Source organism: Chromobacterium sp. W521 (assembly GCF_052805975.1).
The window spans coordinates 1-15,455 of the sequence record NZ_JBRBAF010000026.1; the positions used below are offsets into that span (position 1 = coordinate 1).

The 15,455-nt window shown below is 68.0% G+C and carries 15 protein-coding genes; 11 read left to right on the forward strand and 4 right to left on the reverse strand.

Features of this window, described 5'->3' with window-relative positions; all coding sequences use genetic code 11:
• Window positions 1-115: 115 nt before the first annotated feature.
• The 7 genes from ACUXV1_RS22800 to ACUXV1_RS22830 are packed head-to-tail and all read left to right on the forward strand — an operon-like array spanning window position 116 to window position 8,743.
• On the forward strand, window positions 116-1,300 hold the full coding sequence (locus tag ACUXV1_RS22800) for a glycosyltransferase (protein ID WP_446016661.1): 1,185 nt from the start codon (window positions 116-118) through the stop codon (window positions 1,298-1,300).
• Window positions 1,293-2,624, forward strand: a complete 1,332-nt coding sequence (locus tag ACUXV1_RS22805; RefSeq protein WP_446016663.1) for a cellulase family glycosylhydrolase — start codon at window positions 1,293-1,295, stop codon at window positions 2,622-2,624. Before ACUXV1_RS22800 ends, ACUXV1_RS22805 begins: the two co-directional genes overlap by 8 nt.
• Window positions 2,621-3,883 (forward strand): glycosyltransferase, encoded by a 1,263-nt coding sequence (locus ACUXV1_RS22810; RefSeq protein ID WP_446016665.1) that lies wholly within the window; start codon window positions 2,621-2,623, stop codon window positions 3,881-3,883. Before ACUXV1_RS22805 ends, ACUXV1_RS22810 begins: the two co-directional genes overlap by 4 nt.
• Window positions 3,867-4,976 carry a glycosyltransferase family 4 protein gene (locus ACUXV1_RS22815; protein WP_446016667.1) on the forward strand — a complete coding sequence of 370 codons (1,110 nt, stop codon included), beginning with the start codon at window positions 3,867-3,869 and terminating at the stop codon, window positions 4,974-4,976. The genes ACUXV1_RS22810 and ACUXV1_RS22815 overlap by 17 nt, the downstream gene beginning before the upstream one ends.
• A complete protein-coding gene (locus ACUXV1_RS22820) occupies window positions 4,973-6,397 on the forward strand; it encodes an O-antigen ligase family protein (RefSeq protein ID WP_081555973.1) in 1,425 nt (474 codons plus the stop codon). Before ACUXV1_RS22815 ends, ACUXV1_RS22820 begins: the two co-directional genes overlap by 4 nt.
• Window positions 6,394-7,257 carry an acyltransferase gene (locus tag ACUXV1_RS22825; RefSeq protein ID WP_052052120.1) on the forward strand — a complete coding sequence of 288 codons (864 nt, stop codon included), beginning with the start codon at window positions 6,394-6,396 and terminating at the stop codon, window positions 7,255-7,257. The genes ACUXV1_RS22820 and ACUXV1_RS22825 overlap by 4 nt, the downstream gene beginning before the upstream one ends.
• Window positions 7,258-7,270: 13 nt before the next feature.
• Complete coding sequence (locus ACUXV1_RS22830; RefSeq protein WP_446016670.1) at window positions 7,271-8,743, forward strand: lipid II flippase MurJ; 1,473 nt, start codon at window positions 7,271-7,273, stop codon at window positions 8,741-8,743.
• A 61-nt stretch (window positions 8,744-8,804) separates the two neighbouring features.
• Here the strand turns inward: ACUXV1_RS22830 and ACUXV1_RS22835 are convergent, their stop codons facing one another.
• Window positions 8,805-9,194 (reverse strand): VOC family protein, encoded by a 390-nt coding sequence (locus ACUXV1_RS22835; protein ID WP_043642350.1) that lies wholly within the window; start codon window positions 9,192-9,194, stop codon window positions 8,805-8,807.
• A 21-nt stretch (window positions 9,195-9,215) separates the two neighbouring features.
• Window positions 9,216-9,770 (reverse strand): cysteine hydrolase family protein, encoded by a 555-nt coding sequence (locus ACUXV1_RS22840; RefSeq protein WP_446016672.1) that lies wholly within the window; start codon window positions 9,768-9,770, stop codon window positions 9,216-9,218.
• A 1,019-nt stretch (window positions 9,771-10,789) separates the two neighbouring features.
• Here ACUXV1_RS22840 and ACUXV1_RS22845 point away from each other — a divergent pair.
• On the forward strand, window positions 10,790-11,239 hold the full coding sequence (locus ACUXV1_RS22845; RefSeq protein ID WP_446016674.1) for a hypothetical protein: 450 nt from the start codon (window positions 10,790-10,792) through the stop codon (window positions 11,237-11,239).
• A gap of 49 nt (window positions 11,240-11,288) precedes the next feature.
• On the opposite strand, the gene ACUXV1_RS22850 is transcribed toward ACUXV1_RS22845, so the two are convergent.
• The gene (locus ACUXV1_RS22850) at window positions 11,289-12,005 is read right to left on the reverse strand and encodes an ArsR/SmtB family transcription factor (RefSeq protein WP_081549963.1); all 717 of its coding nucleotides are present in this window, start codon (window positions 12,003-12,005) and stop codon (window positions 11,289-11,291) included.
• Window positions 12,006-12,085: 80 nt separating this feature from the next.
• Between ACUXV1_RS22850 and ACUXV1_RS22855 the strand changes: the two genes are divergently transcribed.
• The 3 genes from ACUXV1_RS22855 to ACUXV1_RS22865 are packed head-to-tail and all read left to right on the forward strand — an operon-like array spanning window position 12,086 to window position 14,165.
• Window positions 12,086-12,712: a DUF6058 family natural product biosynthesis protein gene (locus ACUXV1_RS22855; protein WP_446016676.1), complete on the forward strand. Its 627-nt coding sequence runs from the start codon at window positions 12,086-12,088 to the stop codon at window positions 12,710-12,712.
• Window positions 12,709-13,815 (forward strand): hypothetical protein, encoded by a 1,107-nt coding sequence (locus tag ACUXV1_RS22860; RefSeq protein ID WP_446016678.1) that lies wholly within the window; start codon window positions 12,709-12,711, stop codon window positions 13,813-13,815. The genes ACUXV1_RS22855 and ACUXV1_RS22860 overlap by 4 nt, the downstream gene beginning before the upstream one ends.
• Window positions 13,812-14,165, forward strand: coding sequence for an antibiotic biosynthesis monooxygenase family protein (locus ACUXV1_RS22865; protein WP_446016679.1), 354 nt, complete (start codon window positions 13,812-13,814; stop codon window positions 14,163-14,165). Before ACUXV1_RS22860 ends, ACUXV1_RS22865 begins: the two co-directional genes overlap by 4 nt.
• Here ACUXV1_RS22865 and ACUXV1_RS22870 read toward each other — a convergent pair.
• Complete coding sequence (locus tag ACUXV1_RS22870; RefSeq protein ID WP_081555963.1) at window positions 14,137-14,919, reverse strand: class I SAM-dependent methyltransferase; 783 nt, start codon at window positions 14,917-14,919, stop codon at window positions 14,137-14,139. The genes ACUXV1_RS22865 and ACUXV1_RS22870 overlap by 29 nt on opposite strands.
• Window positions 14,920-15,455 lie beyond the last annotated feature (536 nt).

Here is a 15,455-nt window from a genome sequence, read left to right on the forward strand (position 1 = left end):
TGGCCATCCTCGGCACCGCGTTTGGACAGGTGGACGGCATTGTGCTCAACCGCCGCCGTTTTGAAATCCCCGCCGCCGTGCTGAAACGCGCAGCGCGCTGGAAAGGAGAAGGCCGATGAAGATCGCCCTGTTGGCTCCGCTGCCGTCGGAGCAGAACGGCATTGCCGACTATGCCGACGCCTGGCGCCGGGCTTTGGAAAACGAAGGCGTCAGCGTCGTTTCTCCGCTGGGGGGGCAGCCGCTGGCGAGCAATGCTCTGGAACTGTCCTGGCAGATGCAGAACGTGAATTGGAGCGATTTCGACTTGGTGCACGCGGAGCTGGGAGGCGGGCGCTGCGGCGAGTTCATGGCGCTGGAGTGGCTGGCGCGTCATCAGCCTGAACTGAGGCTGACCGCCACCGTTCATGACCCGGAACGCCTGGTCTGGAGGCCGCCCGGCTTGCCGCGGCGGCTGCCGCGCCCGCTTGGCCAGGCCGCCGCCTTGCTGGCCGCTCCGCTGACGCTGGCGCGAGAGCGGCGGCTGGCCCGGCGCTTGACCCGGCTGGTGACGCTGACGACCATCGGCGCGGAGCGCCTGGCCTGGCGGATGCGGCTGCCGGACGGGCGGGTGTTCCATATCGCGCACGGCAATTGCGAGATCGCCGCTCAGCCGTTGCCGGCCTTGCCGCCGCAAGGGCCGTTGCGGCTGCTGTACTTCGGCTACATCTACCAGGGCAAGGGCATCGAGGATGTGCTGGACGCGCTGGCGCTGCTGCAGGAAGAGCCGGATACCCGCGACCGGGTGAGGCTGACCCTGGCGGGCGGAGTGGCGCCGGACGTCGCCTTCGGCCGCTCCGGCTCTTATCTGGAATCCCTGCGCCAGCAAGCCATCCTGCTGGGGCTGCACCGGGACATGCTGGAATGGCGGCCGGACCTGCCGGCGGCCGAGATTCCCGGCCTGATCCAGGCCAATCACGCCATGGTGCTGCCTTATCGGGAATCGTGGAAGCTGGCCTTGCTGGGCCGGATGTGCGGCGCCAGCGGCGCGCTGTCCTGGGCGGTGGCCTGCGGCCGCGGCGTGGTCTGTTCCGACGCCCGCGCCCTGGCCGAGGAGGCCTCCTTCGGCAACGGCGCGGTGTACGCCCGGGGCGACAGCGCGGCGCTGGCCCGGACCTTGAGCGGGCTGCTGCGTCAGCCGGAGCGCTTGCGTCAGCATAGCGAGCAGGCGCGGAGCTTGGGGCGGGAGCGCGCTTGGCCGCGGGTGGCGACGCAATTTCTGCAATTGTTTCAGACGGCGCTGCGGGAGAGAGCGCATGGCTAGCGCGCGCGGCGGCGCGGCGCGGCGGATGTTGGTTCTGGCGGCGGTTCTGGGTTTGGCCGCGGCTGGCCCGCGTGCGGAAACCACCGAGCTGACAGCCGGCCGGCCGGTGGTGTGGCGCGATTTCCTTGGCGTCAATGCGCATTTCCTGTGGTTCACGCCGCCGCAATACCAGCGCCAGATGCAGCAGCTCAAGTCGCTTGGCCTGAACTGGGTGCGCGTGGACCTGCATTGGGATCGCCACGAGCCCAAGGAAAACCAGTTTGTGTTTGCGCCGCTGGACCAACTGGTGGACACGCTCAAGGCGCAGAAGCTCAAATCGGTCTTTTACTTGGTGGGGTCGGCGCCCTTCGCCAGCAGCGTGCCGCCGCTGCTTGGTTCCAGCGACCAGTACCCGCCCAAGGACGACAAGGTGTTCGCCAAGCGCATGGCCATGTTGGCGCGGCGCTATCCGACGGTGGATGCCTGGCAGGTGTGGAACGAACCCAATCTGCCCGGCTTCTGGCGGCCGCTGCCCAGTCCGGAAGGGTACGGCCGTTTGTTGCAGGCCAGCGCCGAAGCGCTGCGCGCCGCTGCGCCGGGCAAGCCGGTGGTGATGGCCGGCATGGCTTATTACAGTCAGATGCCGGTGCGCGGCGGGCTGATGCTGGAGGAGCTGGGCAAGAAGGGAAGCCTGAACCTGAAAACCATCGTCGCCTACCATCCGTACAGCCAGCAGCCGGAGGGCGACGATCCTAAAACGCGGGACTTCGTGCTGCGCGCGCAGCAGATCAACGCCCGGCTGCGCCAGGTCAAGGCGCCGGGGATCTGGGCCACCGAATGGGGCTGGTCCAGCTACGCCGGGCCCAAGGAGGAGCAGGACATTATCGGCCGCGACGGCCAGGCGGATTATCTATTGCGCCGGCTGGCGTTGATGAGCGCGCTGGATTACGACCGTGTCTTCCTGTTTGCGCTGTCCGATCTTGACCAGCGCGCCAGCGCGCGCGACCGCGGCTACGGCCTGCTGGATCTCGACGGCAAGCCCAAGCCCGCCTACAAGGCCTTGGCGCGTTTCCTCGCCATTACCGGCCCGCGGCTGGAACCGGCGGCCCCGCCGCGCTTGGACGCCGCGCCGGACGGTTTGTACAGCATCGCCTGGCGCAAGCTGGATGGCGCGCGCCTGTGGATGTTCTGGAGCGCGAGCGGCGGCGCGGCGCGTTTGCCCGGCATCGCCCGCGCCACGCTGCGTCAGCCGCTGAGCGGAGGCAGCACCGCCTTGAGCGCCGCCGGAGACAGCCTGCGCGTGACGGTGACGCCGCAGCTGCAAATTTTGGAGTGGCGAGAATGAAACCGGGGTCTCTTCACCGTCCACTTTCCCTCGGTTCCACCGGCGCGTGTCCGCCGCTGCGTATCTTGTGGACCCTGCCTTATCTGCCCTGGCCCACCACCAGCGGGGGCAAGCTGCGGCAGTTCCAACTGCTGCGCGCGCTGGCGGCGCGCGGCCATCGCATCACCTTGCTGGTGCAGAGCAAGGAGCCCGCCAGCGACGCCTGCCGCCGCCAGCTGGAAAGCATTGTTGAACGGCTGATCGTGCTGCCGCGCCGGCCGCTGAAACACCCGCTGACGCTCTTGGCCGCCGCGTTGGGCCCGTATCCGCTGCTGGCCAGCGTCAACGGCCTGGCGCCGGACTTGAGCCGGACCTTCGACGGCCTGCTGCGCCAGCCTTGGGACGTGGTGCAAATCGAGCACAGTTACGGCTTGCAGCCCTTTCTGGACGTGTTGGGCCGCCACGGTCAGCCTTTCCTGCTGACCGAGCACAATGTCGAATCCGAGCTGGGCGCGGCCACTTATCAGCACCTGCCGCGCTGGTGCGCGCCCTTTGTGTGGTGGGACCGCTGGCGTTATCGGCGCTGGGCGGCCCTGGCGTTGAACGCCGCCGAGCGCGTCGCCGCCGTCACCTGGGAGGATGCCGCGGCAATGGCTCAGCACAGCGGCCGGCTGGTGGACGTGGTGATCAACGGCGTGGACGCCGACGCCTTCACCGAAGTCCGCCCGGATTACGCCAGCCAGCGCCTGCTGTTCGTCGGCAATTTCGAATACCCGCCCAACCGCGACGCCGTTGTCTGGCTGGCGGAGGAAGTGATGCCGCGGCTGTGGCGGCGGCTGCCGCGGGCGCGGCTGGCGATATGCGGTTACGTGATGCCGGAAGACTGGGCGCGGCGGTGGCCGGACGAGCGCCTGGAGTGGCTGGGCTTTGTGCCGGAACTCTCGACGCAGCAGCGCCGCGCCGCCGCCTTCATCGCCGGGCTGCGTCAGGGAGGAGGCTCCAAGCTCAAAGTGCTGGAGGCGCTGGCCGCGGGCCTGGCGCTGCTGAGCACGCCGCAGGGCGCGTCCGGGCTGGACCTGCGGCCCGACAGCGATTACCTGAGGGGCGACGACGCCGAGCAGTTGGCCGAGGCCGCCGCCGCGCTGCTGAGCCGGCCGGAGCGCGCCGCCAGCCTGGGCGCGGCCGGGCGGGAATACGTGAGGAGGCGGCACGATTGGGCCATCGCCGCCGACCAGCTGGAAACCTTGTATCGGGAGCTGAGACATGCGCATCGGAATTGATTACCGTCCGGTCACCGCCGCGCCGCGCTCCGGCATCGCGCGGCAAGTGCTGGCGCTGGAAGCCGCGTTGGCGGCGCGGCCGAACGTGGAAGTGCTGCGCTTCACCGCCTGTCCGGCAGACCATCCCCACCGGCGGCTGGCCGAATGCCCGGCGCGGCCCAGTCCTGCGGACGGACTGCACCGCCCGCGCGAGCGTTGGCATTTCGAATGCCGTTTTTTGCCGCGGGCCATCCGCGCCCGTCGGCTGGACCTGTACATCGCCACCGCCAACACCGGCCTGCCGCTCTGGCGCGCGCCCGGCGGCGTGCGCTACGCCATGCTGCTGCACGATGTGTTCCAGCTGACCCTGGACAACTACCACGTCAGCTTGCTGCGCGCGCTGGCTTACCGCGTGATCGACTGGATCGGCACCGCGCGCTCCTTGCAGCGCGCCGACGTGATATGGACACCGTCGCAATTCACCGCCGACGCCGCCGCGCGGCTGTTCCCGCGTCAGCGCGCCAAACTGGCGCTGCTGCCCAACGCGGTGCCGCAGCCGGCCGCGCCGGCCGCGGCGCTGCCGGCCTCGCTGCCGGCGCGCTACTGGCTGGCGGTGGGCGCGCGCGAACCGCGCAAGAACATGCCCTGGTTTGTTGAGCAATGGAGGAAGGCGCGTCAGCGCCAGCCGGACCTGCCGGCATTGGCGTTGGTGGCGCGGCCGGAAGACCTGCCGGCGGAACTGCGGCGGCTGGAGGGGCTGATCTGGCTCAGCGATCTGGACGACGGCATGTTGAGCGCGGTGTACGCGGCGGCGGAACGGCTGTGGCAACCGTCCTACGCGGAAGGCTTCGGCCTGCCGGTGATAGAGGCGCTGGCGCAAGGCACGCCGGTGGCGGTGGCCACAGGCTCGGCGCTGGACGAAGTCGCGCCGCCGCAAGCGGCGCGCTTCGCCCCCAACGACGCCAGCGGGCTGCAAGCCCTGATGCACCGGCTGGCCGCGGCCGGGCCGGACGGCGACGCCGACGCCGACGCCAACCGCGCCTGGGCGCGACGCTACGATATGGATGCCTATCGCCGCCGCGTGGATCAGCTATTGGACCGGCTGCTGGCATGACGCCGCTGAACCGCGCGCTCGCCCTGGTCTGCGGGCTATTGTTCGGCGGCTTGCTGGCCTTCAGCCCGGCCGCCGCGGCGCTGGCGCTGGCCGCCGCCTGCGCCGGAGTCGCCGTGCTGCGCGCGCCGCTGCTGGGGCTGGTTTTGTTCGGCTTCGCCGCCACCCTGACGCCCTATTCCACGGTGCAACTGGGCGTGCGCGTCACCGTATCCGAGGCGCTGCTGGGCCTGGCCTGGCTGGGCGCGCTGCCGCGCTTGGCCGTCGGCGTCCTGCAATGGCCGAGCGGCCGCGTCGAGCGGCGCTTGTTGTGGCTGATGGCCTTCAGCCTGCTGCCGTTTTTGGCGGGACAGCTGATGGTGCAGGCCGACGGCAACGGTCCAGTCAACTGGGCGCGCTGGCTGCTCAATCTGTCCGCCTTGTTCCTGGCCCCGCTGTTGCTGCCGGACGAGCGCAGCCGCGACCGTCTGATCGTGATGTTGCTGTTGGGCACGCTGGCCATGCTGCTGCTGTCCATCGGCTACTTTCTCAAGGACCGCGATGCCAACAGCTTCATCCCGGTGCTGGAGAAACTGCGCTACGCCCACCCGGAAGCGGTGCGCGACATCTTTTCCGCCAACTACACCCGCATGGCCTCGCCCTGGGTGCACCCCAACCTCACCGGCGGCGCGTTGGCGCTTTTCCTGCCGCTGGCTTTCTTTTACGGTTTGACGCAGCGCGGCTGGCGGCGCTTGCTGGGCCTGACGGTGGCGCTGTTGGGCGCGGCTGGCCTGTTGTTCAGTATTTCGCGCGGGGCCATCGTCAGCCTGGCGCTGGTCTTGCTTTGGCTGAGCTGGCGGCGCGCGCCGCATGCCGGCCGCATCATCGGCTTGGCCGCGGCGCTGGGCCTGGCCTTGGTCCTGTTTTACCCGCCCTTGCAACAGCGTCTGGCCACAACCTTTTCCGCCAGCAACGCCAGCACCGAGGTGCGCATGGACGAATACCGCCGCTTCCCCGACGCGGTGCGCGCTTACCCGCTGGGCCTGGGCTTCAAGGTGGATCCGCCGCCGCCTGACAGCGGCCTGTTGGGCATCTCCAATCTTTGGCTCAACTTCGTCTACAAGCTGGGCGCGCCCGGCATGTTGCTGTTCGTCGCCGTCACCGTGGCTTGGTGGCGCGAGGCGCGGCCGCGCGGCCCCTTGTCCGCGCTGGACCCGGAGCGCGCCATCTGGCTCGGCACCCTGTCCGGCCTGCTGGCTGCGCTGCTCACCGGTCTGTTTGACCACTATTACAGCTTCACCATGGTGCTGATCGGCCTGTTCTGGCTGCTGATGGGCGTCAATCTGCAAGCGGCGCGCCGGCTGGCCGGCCGCGGCGACCCGCTGTTGACCCTCTCTGCGCCGGCAGGCTCCGCGCCAATCGATCTGAAAGCGAAACCGCGATGAATCCGACCGACCTTCCCCCCGCGCCGCCGGCGCTGACGCTACGCCACCGTATTTACCACAGCAGCGCGCTGCGCGAGCGCCTGGACGGCTACGCCGCGCGCCTTGGCGTTCCGGCGGCGGAACTGGCCGTCGCTTACGACTGGATGCTGGCCAATAATGTGGCCTTCGAAGAGGGCGACGCCGCGGAGCCGCGCGTCTCCATCGTTTCCGTGAATATGGAAAGCCGCATCCCGCATCCGTTGGCGAGCCGCTTCTACGCGCTGCTGCGCGACGAAGTGCCCACCCAACTGGTGCCGCGTTACGGCCTCAACTGGCCCACTTTCAAGGATCGTTGGCTGCGCGCCTGGGAGCAGTGCTACAACATCCTGATCAACAAACTGCCGTCCCATCACCTGCGCTTGGCCTGGCTGCGCCTGGGTGGCGCGCGCATCGGCAAGGGCTCCAGCGTGTGGCGCAACACCGAGGTGCTGGGCGTCAACAATCTGGTGATAGGCGCGGACAGCTGCGTGGCCTGGCATTGCCTGCTGGACGCCCGCGCCGGGCTGATCATCGGCGATCATGTCGCCATTGCCTCCTACGCCAAAATCATCGCCGGCAGCCACGACCTGAGCGCGCCGGAATTCTGGTCTGTGTCTGCGCCGGTGTACATCGACGATTACGCCTGGATCGCCACCGGAGCGCTGATCGGCCACGGCGCGCGCATCGGCCGCGGCGCCGTGGTCACCGCCAATACCGTGGTGGGCAAGGAAGTGGCCCCGTACAAGATCGTCGGCGGCAGCGGCGCCAAGCCCATGGGCGAGCGGCCGCGCGATCTCAACTACAAGGTGGGCGGCAAAGGGCTGTTCACCCTGTTCCACTAATGACACTGAGCCCATGTTCGGTCCCGCCGCCTTATTGACCCTGGCCACGCTGGCCGGCCTGTTGGCCGGTTTCGCCCGCGAGTGGCTGCTGGTGGCCGCCTGGGGGGCCGGCGGGCGCAGCGACGCCTTTCTGGTGGCGATGTTCCTGCCGGAAGCCTTGCGCACTCTGCTGGCCGGCGGTTTGCTGTCCGCCGCGCTGCTGCCCTTGTGGCAAGCGCAGACGCCGGCGCGGCGCGGCGCCTGGCTGGCTGGTCAACTGCGCCACTGGCTGGGCGTTGGCCTGGGCCTGGCCGCGTTGTTTAGCCTGGCCGCGCCGTGGCTGACGCGGGCGCTGGCGCCCGGCGTCGACGCCGCTCACGCGGCGCAGGCCGCCGCCGCGCTGCGTTGGCTGGCCTGGCTGGCGCCTGGCCTGTTGCTCCAGGCGGCGCTGGCGGCGCCGCTGCAAGCCCAGGGCCGTTTCCTGCTGGCCGGGTTGGGGTCGCTGCTGTTCAATCTGCCGGCGGTGTCATACCTGTATTGGGCCGGACCGGCCGCGGAGGCGGCCACGCTGGCGCAATGCTTTCTTGTCGGCAGCCTGCTGATGGCGGCGGCGCTGCTGCCCGGCAACTGGCGGCTGGGTTGGCGGCCCTGGCTGCGAGCCGGCCGCGGCGAAGCCGGCCAGGCCTGGCGGCAGTTGTGGCCCTTGCTGGCCAGCGGTGCCGCCAGCCAGGGCCTGGGCTTGCTGGAGCGGGTGGCTGCTTCGTTGTTGGGGGAGGGGACGATTACCCTGCTCAACCTGGCGCGCAAGCTGATCAATCTGCCGCTGATCGCGCTGATGAGTTTGAACCAGGTGCTGTTGAGCAAGATGAGCGGAGCGCTGGGCGCGGACCGGTTGCGGCTGCTGGATAGCGGCCTGGCCGCCTGCACTCTGTTGACCCTGCCGGCGGCGGCCGGTTTGATCGGCGCCGCGCCGGCGCTGGTGGCCTTGTTGCTGCCGGCCGGGCTGGCGGCGAGCAGCCTGCCGCTGCTGCTGGCGCTGTACGCGCCGGGCATTGTGTTCGGCGCCTGGAACGCGCTGTTGGCGCGCTATTGCTACGCCGGCGGCGATACCCGCGGGCCGATGCTGCTGGAACTGGCGGGCAGCGCGTTGAGCGCGGCGCTGCTGCTGACGCTGCCGCGCTGGCTGGGCTTGCCCGGCCTGGCGCTGGCCGCCTTGGCGGGAGTATGGCTGACCGGCGGCCTGCTCGCCGCCCGCTTGGGTCAGGGCCTGTTGCCAAGGCTGGTCCGCCAGGGCCTGACGGCGTCCGTACCGTTGGCCCCCGCCGGCCTGCTACTGTTTCCGCTGCGCGGCTTCGGCCCGTGGCCGCAACTGGCGTTGGCCGCCGTGGCCGGCGCTGTGCTGTTGCTGGTTCTGGGCTGGCGTTTTAGAGCCGGCTCAAAGTCTCGCGAGCAAGAGCGAGGCAAGGCGAAAACGGCTGAGGAAGCGGAATCTACAAGAAGTGCATGAGCATTCCGAAGACGTTTTCAACGCCGTATCGCCGAAGCGCGGCAGACCTTGAACAGGTTCTTTAGGAAATGGGCGAGCACAACTCCAACAGCAAGCCATCCGGACAACGCAGATGGGACACGGTCTGGCCCCAGGGCTTGAGCGACGGCGCTTGCAGCTCAACGCCGCCGTGGCGCAAGGCCTGGGCGTGCGCGGCGGCCACGTCGTCGGTGACCAGCGCGATTTCCATGCCCAGCGGCAGCGGCGAGGCGTCCGCCGCCACATAGCCTTCCGGCAGATTCATCCGGCCCAGCGGGTGGGCGGCAAACGCCAGAGTGGTGGCGCCGGTGTCCAGTTCGCCGTAATCGCCGGATTCGTGCAGGAAGCGGCGCTTCAGGCCGAAGGCGTTTTCAAAGAAGGCCAGCGAGGCGGCGACGTCGGAGACGTAGAGAATGGTGTAACCGAATTGCATGGTTGAGCTCCTGATCAGGGTTTATTGCAGTTGCCGCAGAATGTCGGCGCATTCAACGACGCGAGCGTACTCGCCGTCCAGATTGGCTAGCGCCATGGCGTGCACTTCATCTGCGCTGCGGGGTGTGCCGGCGTAGTCCACTTTGTCGAAGGCGAAGCAGGCGTCCGCGGCCACCAGGGTGCGGAAGCCGAGGTTGCCGGCGCTGCGGGCGGTGGCTTCCACCGAGTTGTTGGTGCTGACGCCGACGATGAGCAGTTGTTCGATGCCGCGCACGCGCAGCCAGCGTTCCAGGCCGCTGTGTGCGAAGGCGTCCGGCACGTTCTTTTCCATGACGTGTTCGCTCGCCAGCGGGGTCAGCGCCGGCTGGAATTCGACGCCGGGCTGGCCGGGCCAGAACGGCGAGCCGGGGGTGCGGGAAATGTGGCGCACGTGAACCAGCGGCGCGCCGGCCTGGCGCCAGGCGTTCAGCAGTTGGGCGATATGGGCTTCGGCCTGGGGGTTGTTGCGCGGGCCGGCTTCGGGGCGGCTCATGCCTTGTTGCATGTCGATGATGATGAGGGCGGGGGCGGTGTGCATGGCAGGAATGCCGGGGTCATGGCGGGGGTTTAGTGTAGCAGGGGAGGCGGGGATGTGCCGATGGCTTGGGATTGGTTTTGTGGAGGGGCTTACGGTCTTTAGATAGCTTTGTGCTTGGAGAGAGTTGTTTTGTTGAATCCGCTGCGCGGATGATATTTTTGATTGCCGGGGCTGCCCGGCGGGCAGGAAGGGGAATTTGCGCGGCCAAATTCCCCTTCACCCCAAAGGCCGCCCTGCAAGCCTGGCCTACGGCTTCCCGCCGGTTCCCGTCAGGCCCGAGGCGCGGCTGAACTCGCAGCGCGCTAACGTCGCGCTGCTCGAACAAGCAGCCGCTTAAGACCTCGGGCCTGCCACCCGTCGGCAGGCTTGAAGGGACCTGGGGCGCGTCGGATACATGCTTTCTTTATAGGGAGCTAGGCTTATCCACAGACAAGAGCAATGGGGCCAAGTTACCCACAGAAATGCCCCACTTTGCTAAACGACCCCTCTTATTCAAAAAAGACCACCTCGTGTAGCGCCCAAGTGTCCCCTCGGGGCGCGCTCCGGGTTTCGCGTCTTGGGGGACGAGGGGGGCTGGAAGGGGGCGGCGGCCCGCCCCCTCCCCGTCTTATTCCCTCGCGACGCTGCGCTTGCCTCGCTCGGTCAGCGCGGAAAGCGGCACCTAAATCAATATCCGCGCAGCGGATTCAAAACCAGATCACCTAACCAAATAAACCACGCTCAATCAAAGCAACCACCCCACCTTGACCCCGCCCGCCCCCTCGGCAACAATCCCCACGTTGCCGCCCACATGCGGCACACGGGATTGGCGTCCCGTCGCTAGCATTAACCCTGGGCCTACGCAGCATGCTGCGTGGGCTGCTTTGCCATGGCAGCGCCATTCGGCAGGCGTGTGGGAGGAGAGTGCCATGCACTCGCCGGTTTAATGCTAGCCCGGTACGCCAATCCTGCCACGCGCCTGCCTCACCTCAGCCTTACCCGGCAGGTGGTTTATCTTGTGTCACAGCAGGAGAAACACCATGCATCACGCTCAAAACTTCCCCCGTCGCCGCCGCTACAAACTGCACTCGCTGGAGCAGCAGGAAGCCCTGCTTCCCTTTGTTCGTTTCTGCCCCGGCCGCACCTATGCGCATTACTGGCAAATGCCCACGCCCCGTAAGGATTACCCCGCGGACAGCGCCTACGGCCGCGAATGCGCGGCGCATTTGCTGCAATGGATGAAGGACAACCGCGAATACGTTGGCAAAGGCCTGCTCAGCCGCGTGGCGCGCGACATCGATTTTGACGACCGCGATGGACGCGGTCAGTGGATGGGTTTCTTCAACTATCTGGAAATCATGATGCTGTTGGGTGCCGACCGGGTCAGGGTCTACCGCCATGTCGATAGCCAACATCAGCTCTACTTGGCGCTGGGACAACGGCTCAGCCTGGAAGCACGCATCCGCCGCATCCGCCTGCGCAATCGCTGACCTCCGCCGCGTGGGTATCGCCGTCCGGCGATACCCACCTTAATCCCCCTCACTCCCCCCGCAGCTGCTCGCTGCCCACTCCGCATTCCTGCTTCAAGAAGGCGTAACCGGCCGGCGTGATCCGCAAGGCGCGGCTGTCGTTGCGGCGCTCGGTCAGGCCGCGCAGCAAAAAGGCCTGGCACAGGGCCGCGCCCAGGCTGCCGGCGATGTGGTCGCGGCGTTCGCTCCAGTCCAGGCAGGCCCGCGCCAGCGGCCGGCGCGGACGGGCGATGCCGTCCAGTTGAATGTCCAGCCGCGCCGCCAGCCAGTCCGAGCCGGCCGGCGTCACCGCGAACTCGCGCTCCTCGCGCCGTTGCAGCAGTTGCTGCTGTTGCAGGAAGTCGGCGACGACGATGCCCAGCCGGCCAGCAAGGTGGTCGTAGCAGCTGCGCGCCAGGCGGATGTCGGCGTTGCCCTTGGGGCGCACCGCGGCGTGGTGGCCGGCGGCGGCGGACAAGGCTTCCAGCGCATGGGCGATGGCGGGGCTGGCCAGCCCGTAATAGCGGTGGCGGCCGCGCTGTTCCACCCGCACCGCCTGGCCGTGCAGCAGCTTGGCCAGATGGTTGCTGGCCGCTTGCGGCGACAGGCCGGCGGCCTGGGCCAGGTCGCTGGCCGGGTAGAGGCGGCCGTCTTGCAACAGTAGCAGCATCAGCGCGCGGCCGGGATCGGCCAGCAGGCTGGCCAGGCGGCTGATGTCGGGTATACGGTCGTGCGGGGTTGCAAGCATGGTTCATCCTTGGCTGAAACTTTGGCGGACGCCGCCGGCTACGATAAATCCATCGTCAAGTTGGAACAAGGAGAGCGGGAGTGGAGGATTTGCTGGACTATTTGCGCCGTCATTTTCTGGCGGAACCGGAGCTGTTGGCGCGCAGCGGCGTGAGCCTGGACACTTTGCGCGGCTGGCAGCGGGCCGGCGCGGCGCCGTGGCCGTCGTATCGGCTGACGCTGGCCGGGGAGGCGGCGTCCTGCATGGGCTCGGCGGCCTTGAGCGCGGAGTCGGCCTGGTATCCGCGGGGCATGCTGTGTTGGTTGGGTCAGGTGCTGGCCTTGGACGGCGAGCCGGAGCTTTTGCGCGCCGGCTTTGAGAGAGCGTGGCGCGAGGGGCTGGCGGCGTTGGAGCTGCCTCCTGCCGAGGCGGAGCCGGACTTGGCGGCCGTGTGGCGGGACTTCCTGGCCGGAAGCTATGGGGTGTGCACCCGCGCCGGCTTGCCGGGGGAGGTCGCGCAGAAGGAGGCGCTGGTGTCGCTGATCGACGCGTTGACGGATCGTCAACGCCGGCCCGGGTTGGCGCCGGCCGAGCGGGAGCGCCTGGCGTGGGCGGTGGATTTGCTGGATGAGGTAGCCGCGCTGTTTGCGCCGCATGAGCGAGCGGGTAGCTCGCGCGCGCGCTGCGTGGAGCTGACGCGGCGGCGGTATCTGGGAGCGGCGGCGTGAGCGCCTGGCCCTCGGACCCGCTGGCGGCGGTGGTCCACGCCCATCCCTATCCCTATTACCGGGATCTGGCGCAGCGACAGCCATTGTATTTTGATGCCGGCCTGGGGTTGTGGGTGGCCGCCGGCCACGCGGCGGTACAGGCGGCGCTGGCTTCAGCGACATGCCGGGTGCGCCCGGTGGAACAGCCCGCGCCGTTGCAATTGGGCGACGGCGGCTTGGCGCGGACTTTCTGTCTGTGGGCGCGGATGAGCGAGGCGCCGCGCCATCCGGTCTTGAAGGCGGCCTTGAACCGGGCCTTGGCGATGGTGGCGGGCGCGGCGGCCGGGCGCTTGGCCGAAAGTCTGGCGCGGGATTGGCTGGCGCGCGAACCATTGAATGGAGGCTTGCTGGACCGGATGGCGCAGGGTTTGCCGGTGCTGACGCTGGCGGGCTTGCTGGGGCTGCCGATGGAGGACGCGCCGGGTTTGGTCGCGGAGGTGACGGCCTTGGCTCGGGCGTTGGCGGCGGACGCCAATGCCGAGGCGCTGGCGAGCGGGGAGAGGGCTTTGGCGGCCTTGCAGGCTCGGGTGGCCAAGGCTTTACCTCGGTCCGGCGGCCTATTGGCGGTATTGCGACGCGAGTGGACGGAGGAGGGGGCGGCGCTGACGGCGAACGTGATCGGCCTGTTGTTCCAGAGCCTGGACGCCGGCGCCGGCCTGTTCGCCGCCGCGGTCTGGCATCAGGCCCATGGCCGTCCGCTGGCGGCGGGCGCGGCGGCGGATTGGGCTTGGCTGGCCTTGCATGATCCGGTCTTGCACAACACCCGTCGCTTTACCGCGGGGGAGTGGTCCCACGGCGGGCAGACGGTGCCGGCCGGCGCTTCCGTGCTGGTGGTGTTGGCCGCGGCGGCGCTTGACCCGGCAGGGCCGGGCGAAGGTTTGATGTTTGGCGCGGGTAGGCATGCGTGTCCAGGCCAGGCGCTGGCGCTGGAGATTGCCCGCGGCGGCTTGGCCGCCTTGGCGGCGGTGCGGCCGGATTGGAAAACCTTGACGGCGGCGGCGCGTTTTCGCCGGCTGCCCAATGCGCGCGTGCGCATCTACGACGAGGAAGGGAGTGCGGAATGATTGCGGTGATTTTCGAGGTGGAACTGGCCGAGGGCGGCCGGGATGGGTATCTGGGCTGGGCGGAGCGCCTGGGGCGGGAGTTGGCGACGGCGGACGGTTTCCTGTCGATCGAGAGATTCGTCAGTCTGAACCGGCCGGACAAGATGCTGTCGCTGTCGTTCTGGCGCGATGAAGAAGCTGTGGCGGCCTGGCGGCGGCTGGAGCCGCATCGCGCGGCGCAGCGGCAGGGCCGGGAGGCCTTGTTCGCCGATCACCGGCTGAGGGTAGCGGCGGTGTTGCGGGATTATGGGATGTTCGAGCGGGAACAGGTCCCTGATGGCGTCAGCCCAGAGCCGGGTTCAAGGCCTTGATCACGTAAAGATCAAAACGGGTGGACTTGCCGTCCAGCACCGCGGACGGTTTCACGCCTTCGATGGCCGCGCCCAGCCGCGGCCGTTTCACCACCACGCGGTTCTTGGCCGCGGCGATGGCGGCTTGCAACAGCGCGGCGCTGTCCTGGTCGTCGCCTATCACCTGCTGAAAGGCTTGCATGTCCTTTTTGGCGGCCGCGCTTTTCTTGTCGGTATCCGGGAACATCGGGTCGACGAAGACCACATCCGGCCGTTCGGCCTCGTCCAACGCGGCCAGCCAGGCGATGGAGCTGGCGTGAACCAGTTGCATGCGAGCGGCGATGTCGGCGGTGTCCGGGTGGCCGGCGGCGCGTTCCAGCGCGTCGGCCAGCAGCGCGGCGGCCACCGGCGAGCGTTCCACCAGGGTGACGCGGCAGCCCAGACCGGCCAGCACAAAGCTATCGCGGCCCAGGCCGGCGGTGGCGTCCACCACATAGGGCAGCTCCTTGGCGCCTTTCAGACCGATGGCCTTGGCCACCGGCTGGCCGCGGCCGCCTCCCTGCTCGCGGCGATGTTTGGCCGCGCCTTCGACGAATTCCGCATACACCGCGCCGTGTTTGCCGGTGGTCAGCAGTTCCAGTCGTTCCTCCCCTAGTTCCAGCCAATAGCCTTGTTGCGGTCTTTGCTCCAGCAGCGGCAAAGCGAAACGCTGGCTCAGCAGGCGGGCGGTGTCCAGGCGGTGAGGACAAGCGCAGTACAGGGGAGTGGCGGGCATGGAGAAATCCTTGGATGGAGCGGACGGCGGACGAACGATACGGGATGGCGAGGGCGAGGGCAAGCCGCGGCATTCTGCATATGTTGATCAAATATCGTGCGCGCTACGTATTTGCACTTAGCTTACTTCGCGTGAGGAACAACTATTTTTTAAAGAGGGCCCTTCTTCATTGTGCTTGACAGCTTTTGTCAGCTTGCGGGCGGCCAGGTTTGTTACGTTGTCGCAGTTGTTCTGATTTGAATTTATTTAATTGTCATTTATTTTTGCTTTGATACAGGTTCTAATCCGCTGAGCAGCTTTTGGGATGCAGTCATTGGCGTGGTTCGACCGGTGCTTTAAGCCGAAATGATCGGGGAGAGCGTGATGGGTTGGTGGAAATCAGCGGGGCAATCGCAAGGCAGTCATAAGAAGACACCGGTTCTCAAACGCTCCCGCTTGCTATTGCAGGCCTTGGAGCCTAGGTTGATGTTTGACGGCGCGGGGGCGGGCACAGACACCACCACCCCCGCACCCGCGGAAGCACCCCCCCCCCTTGA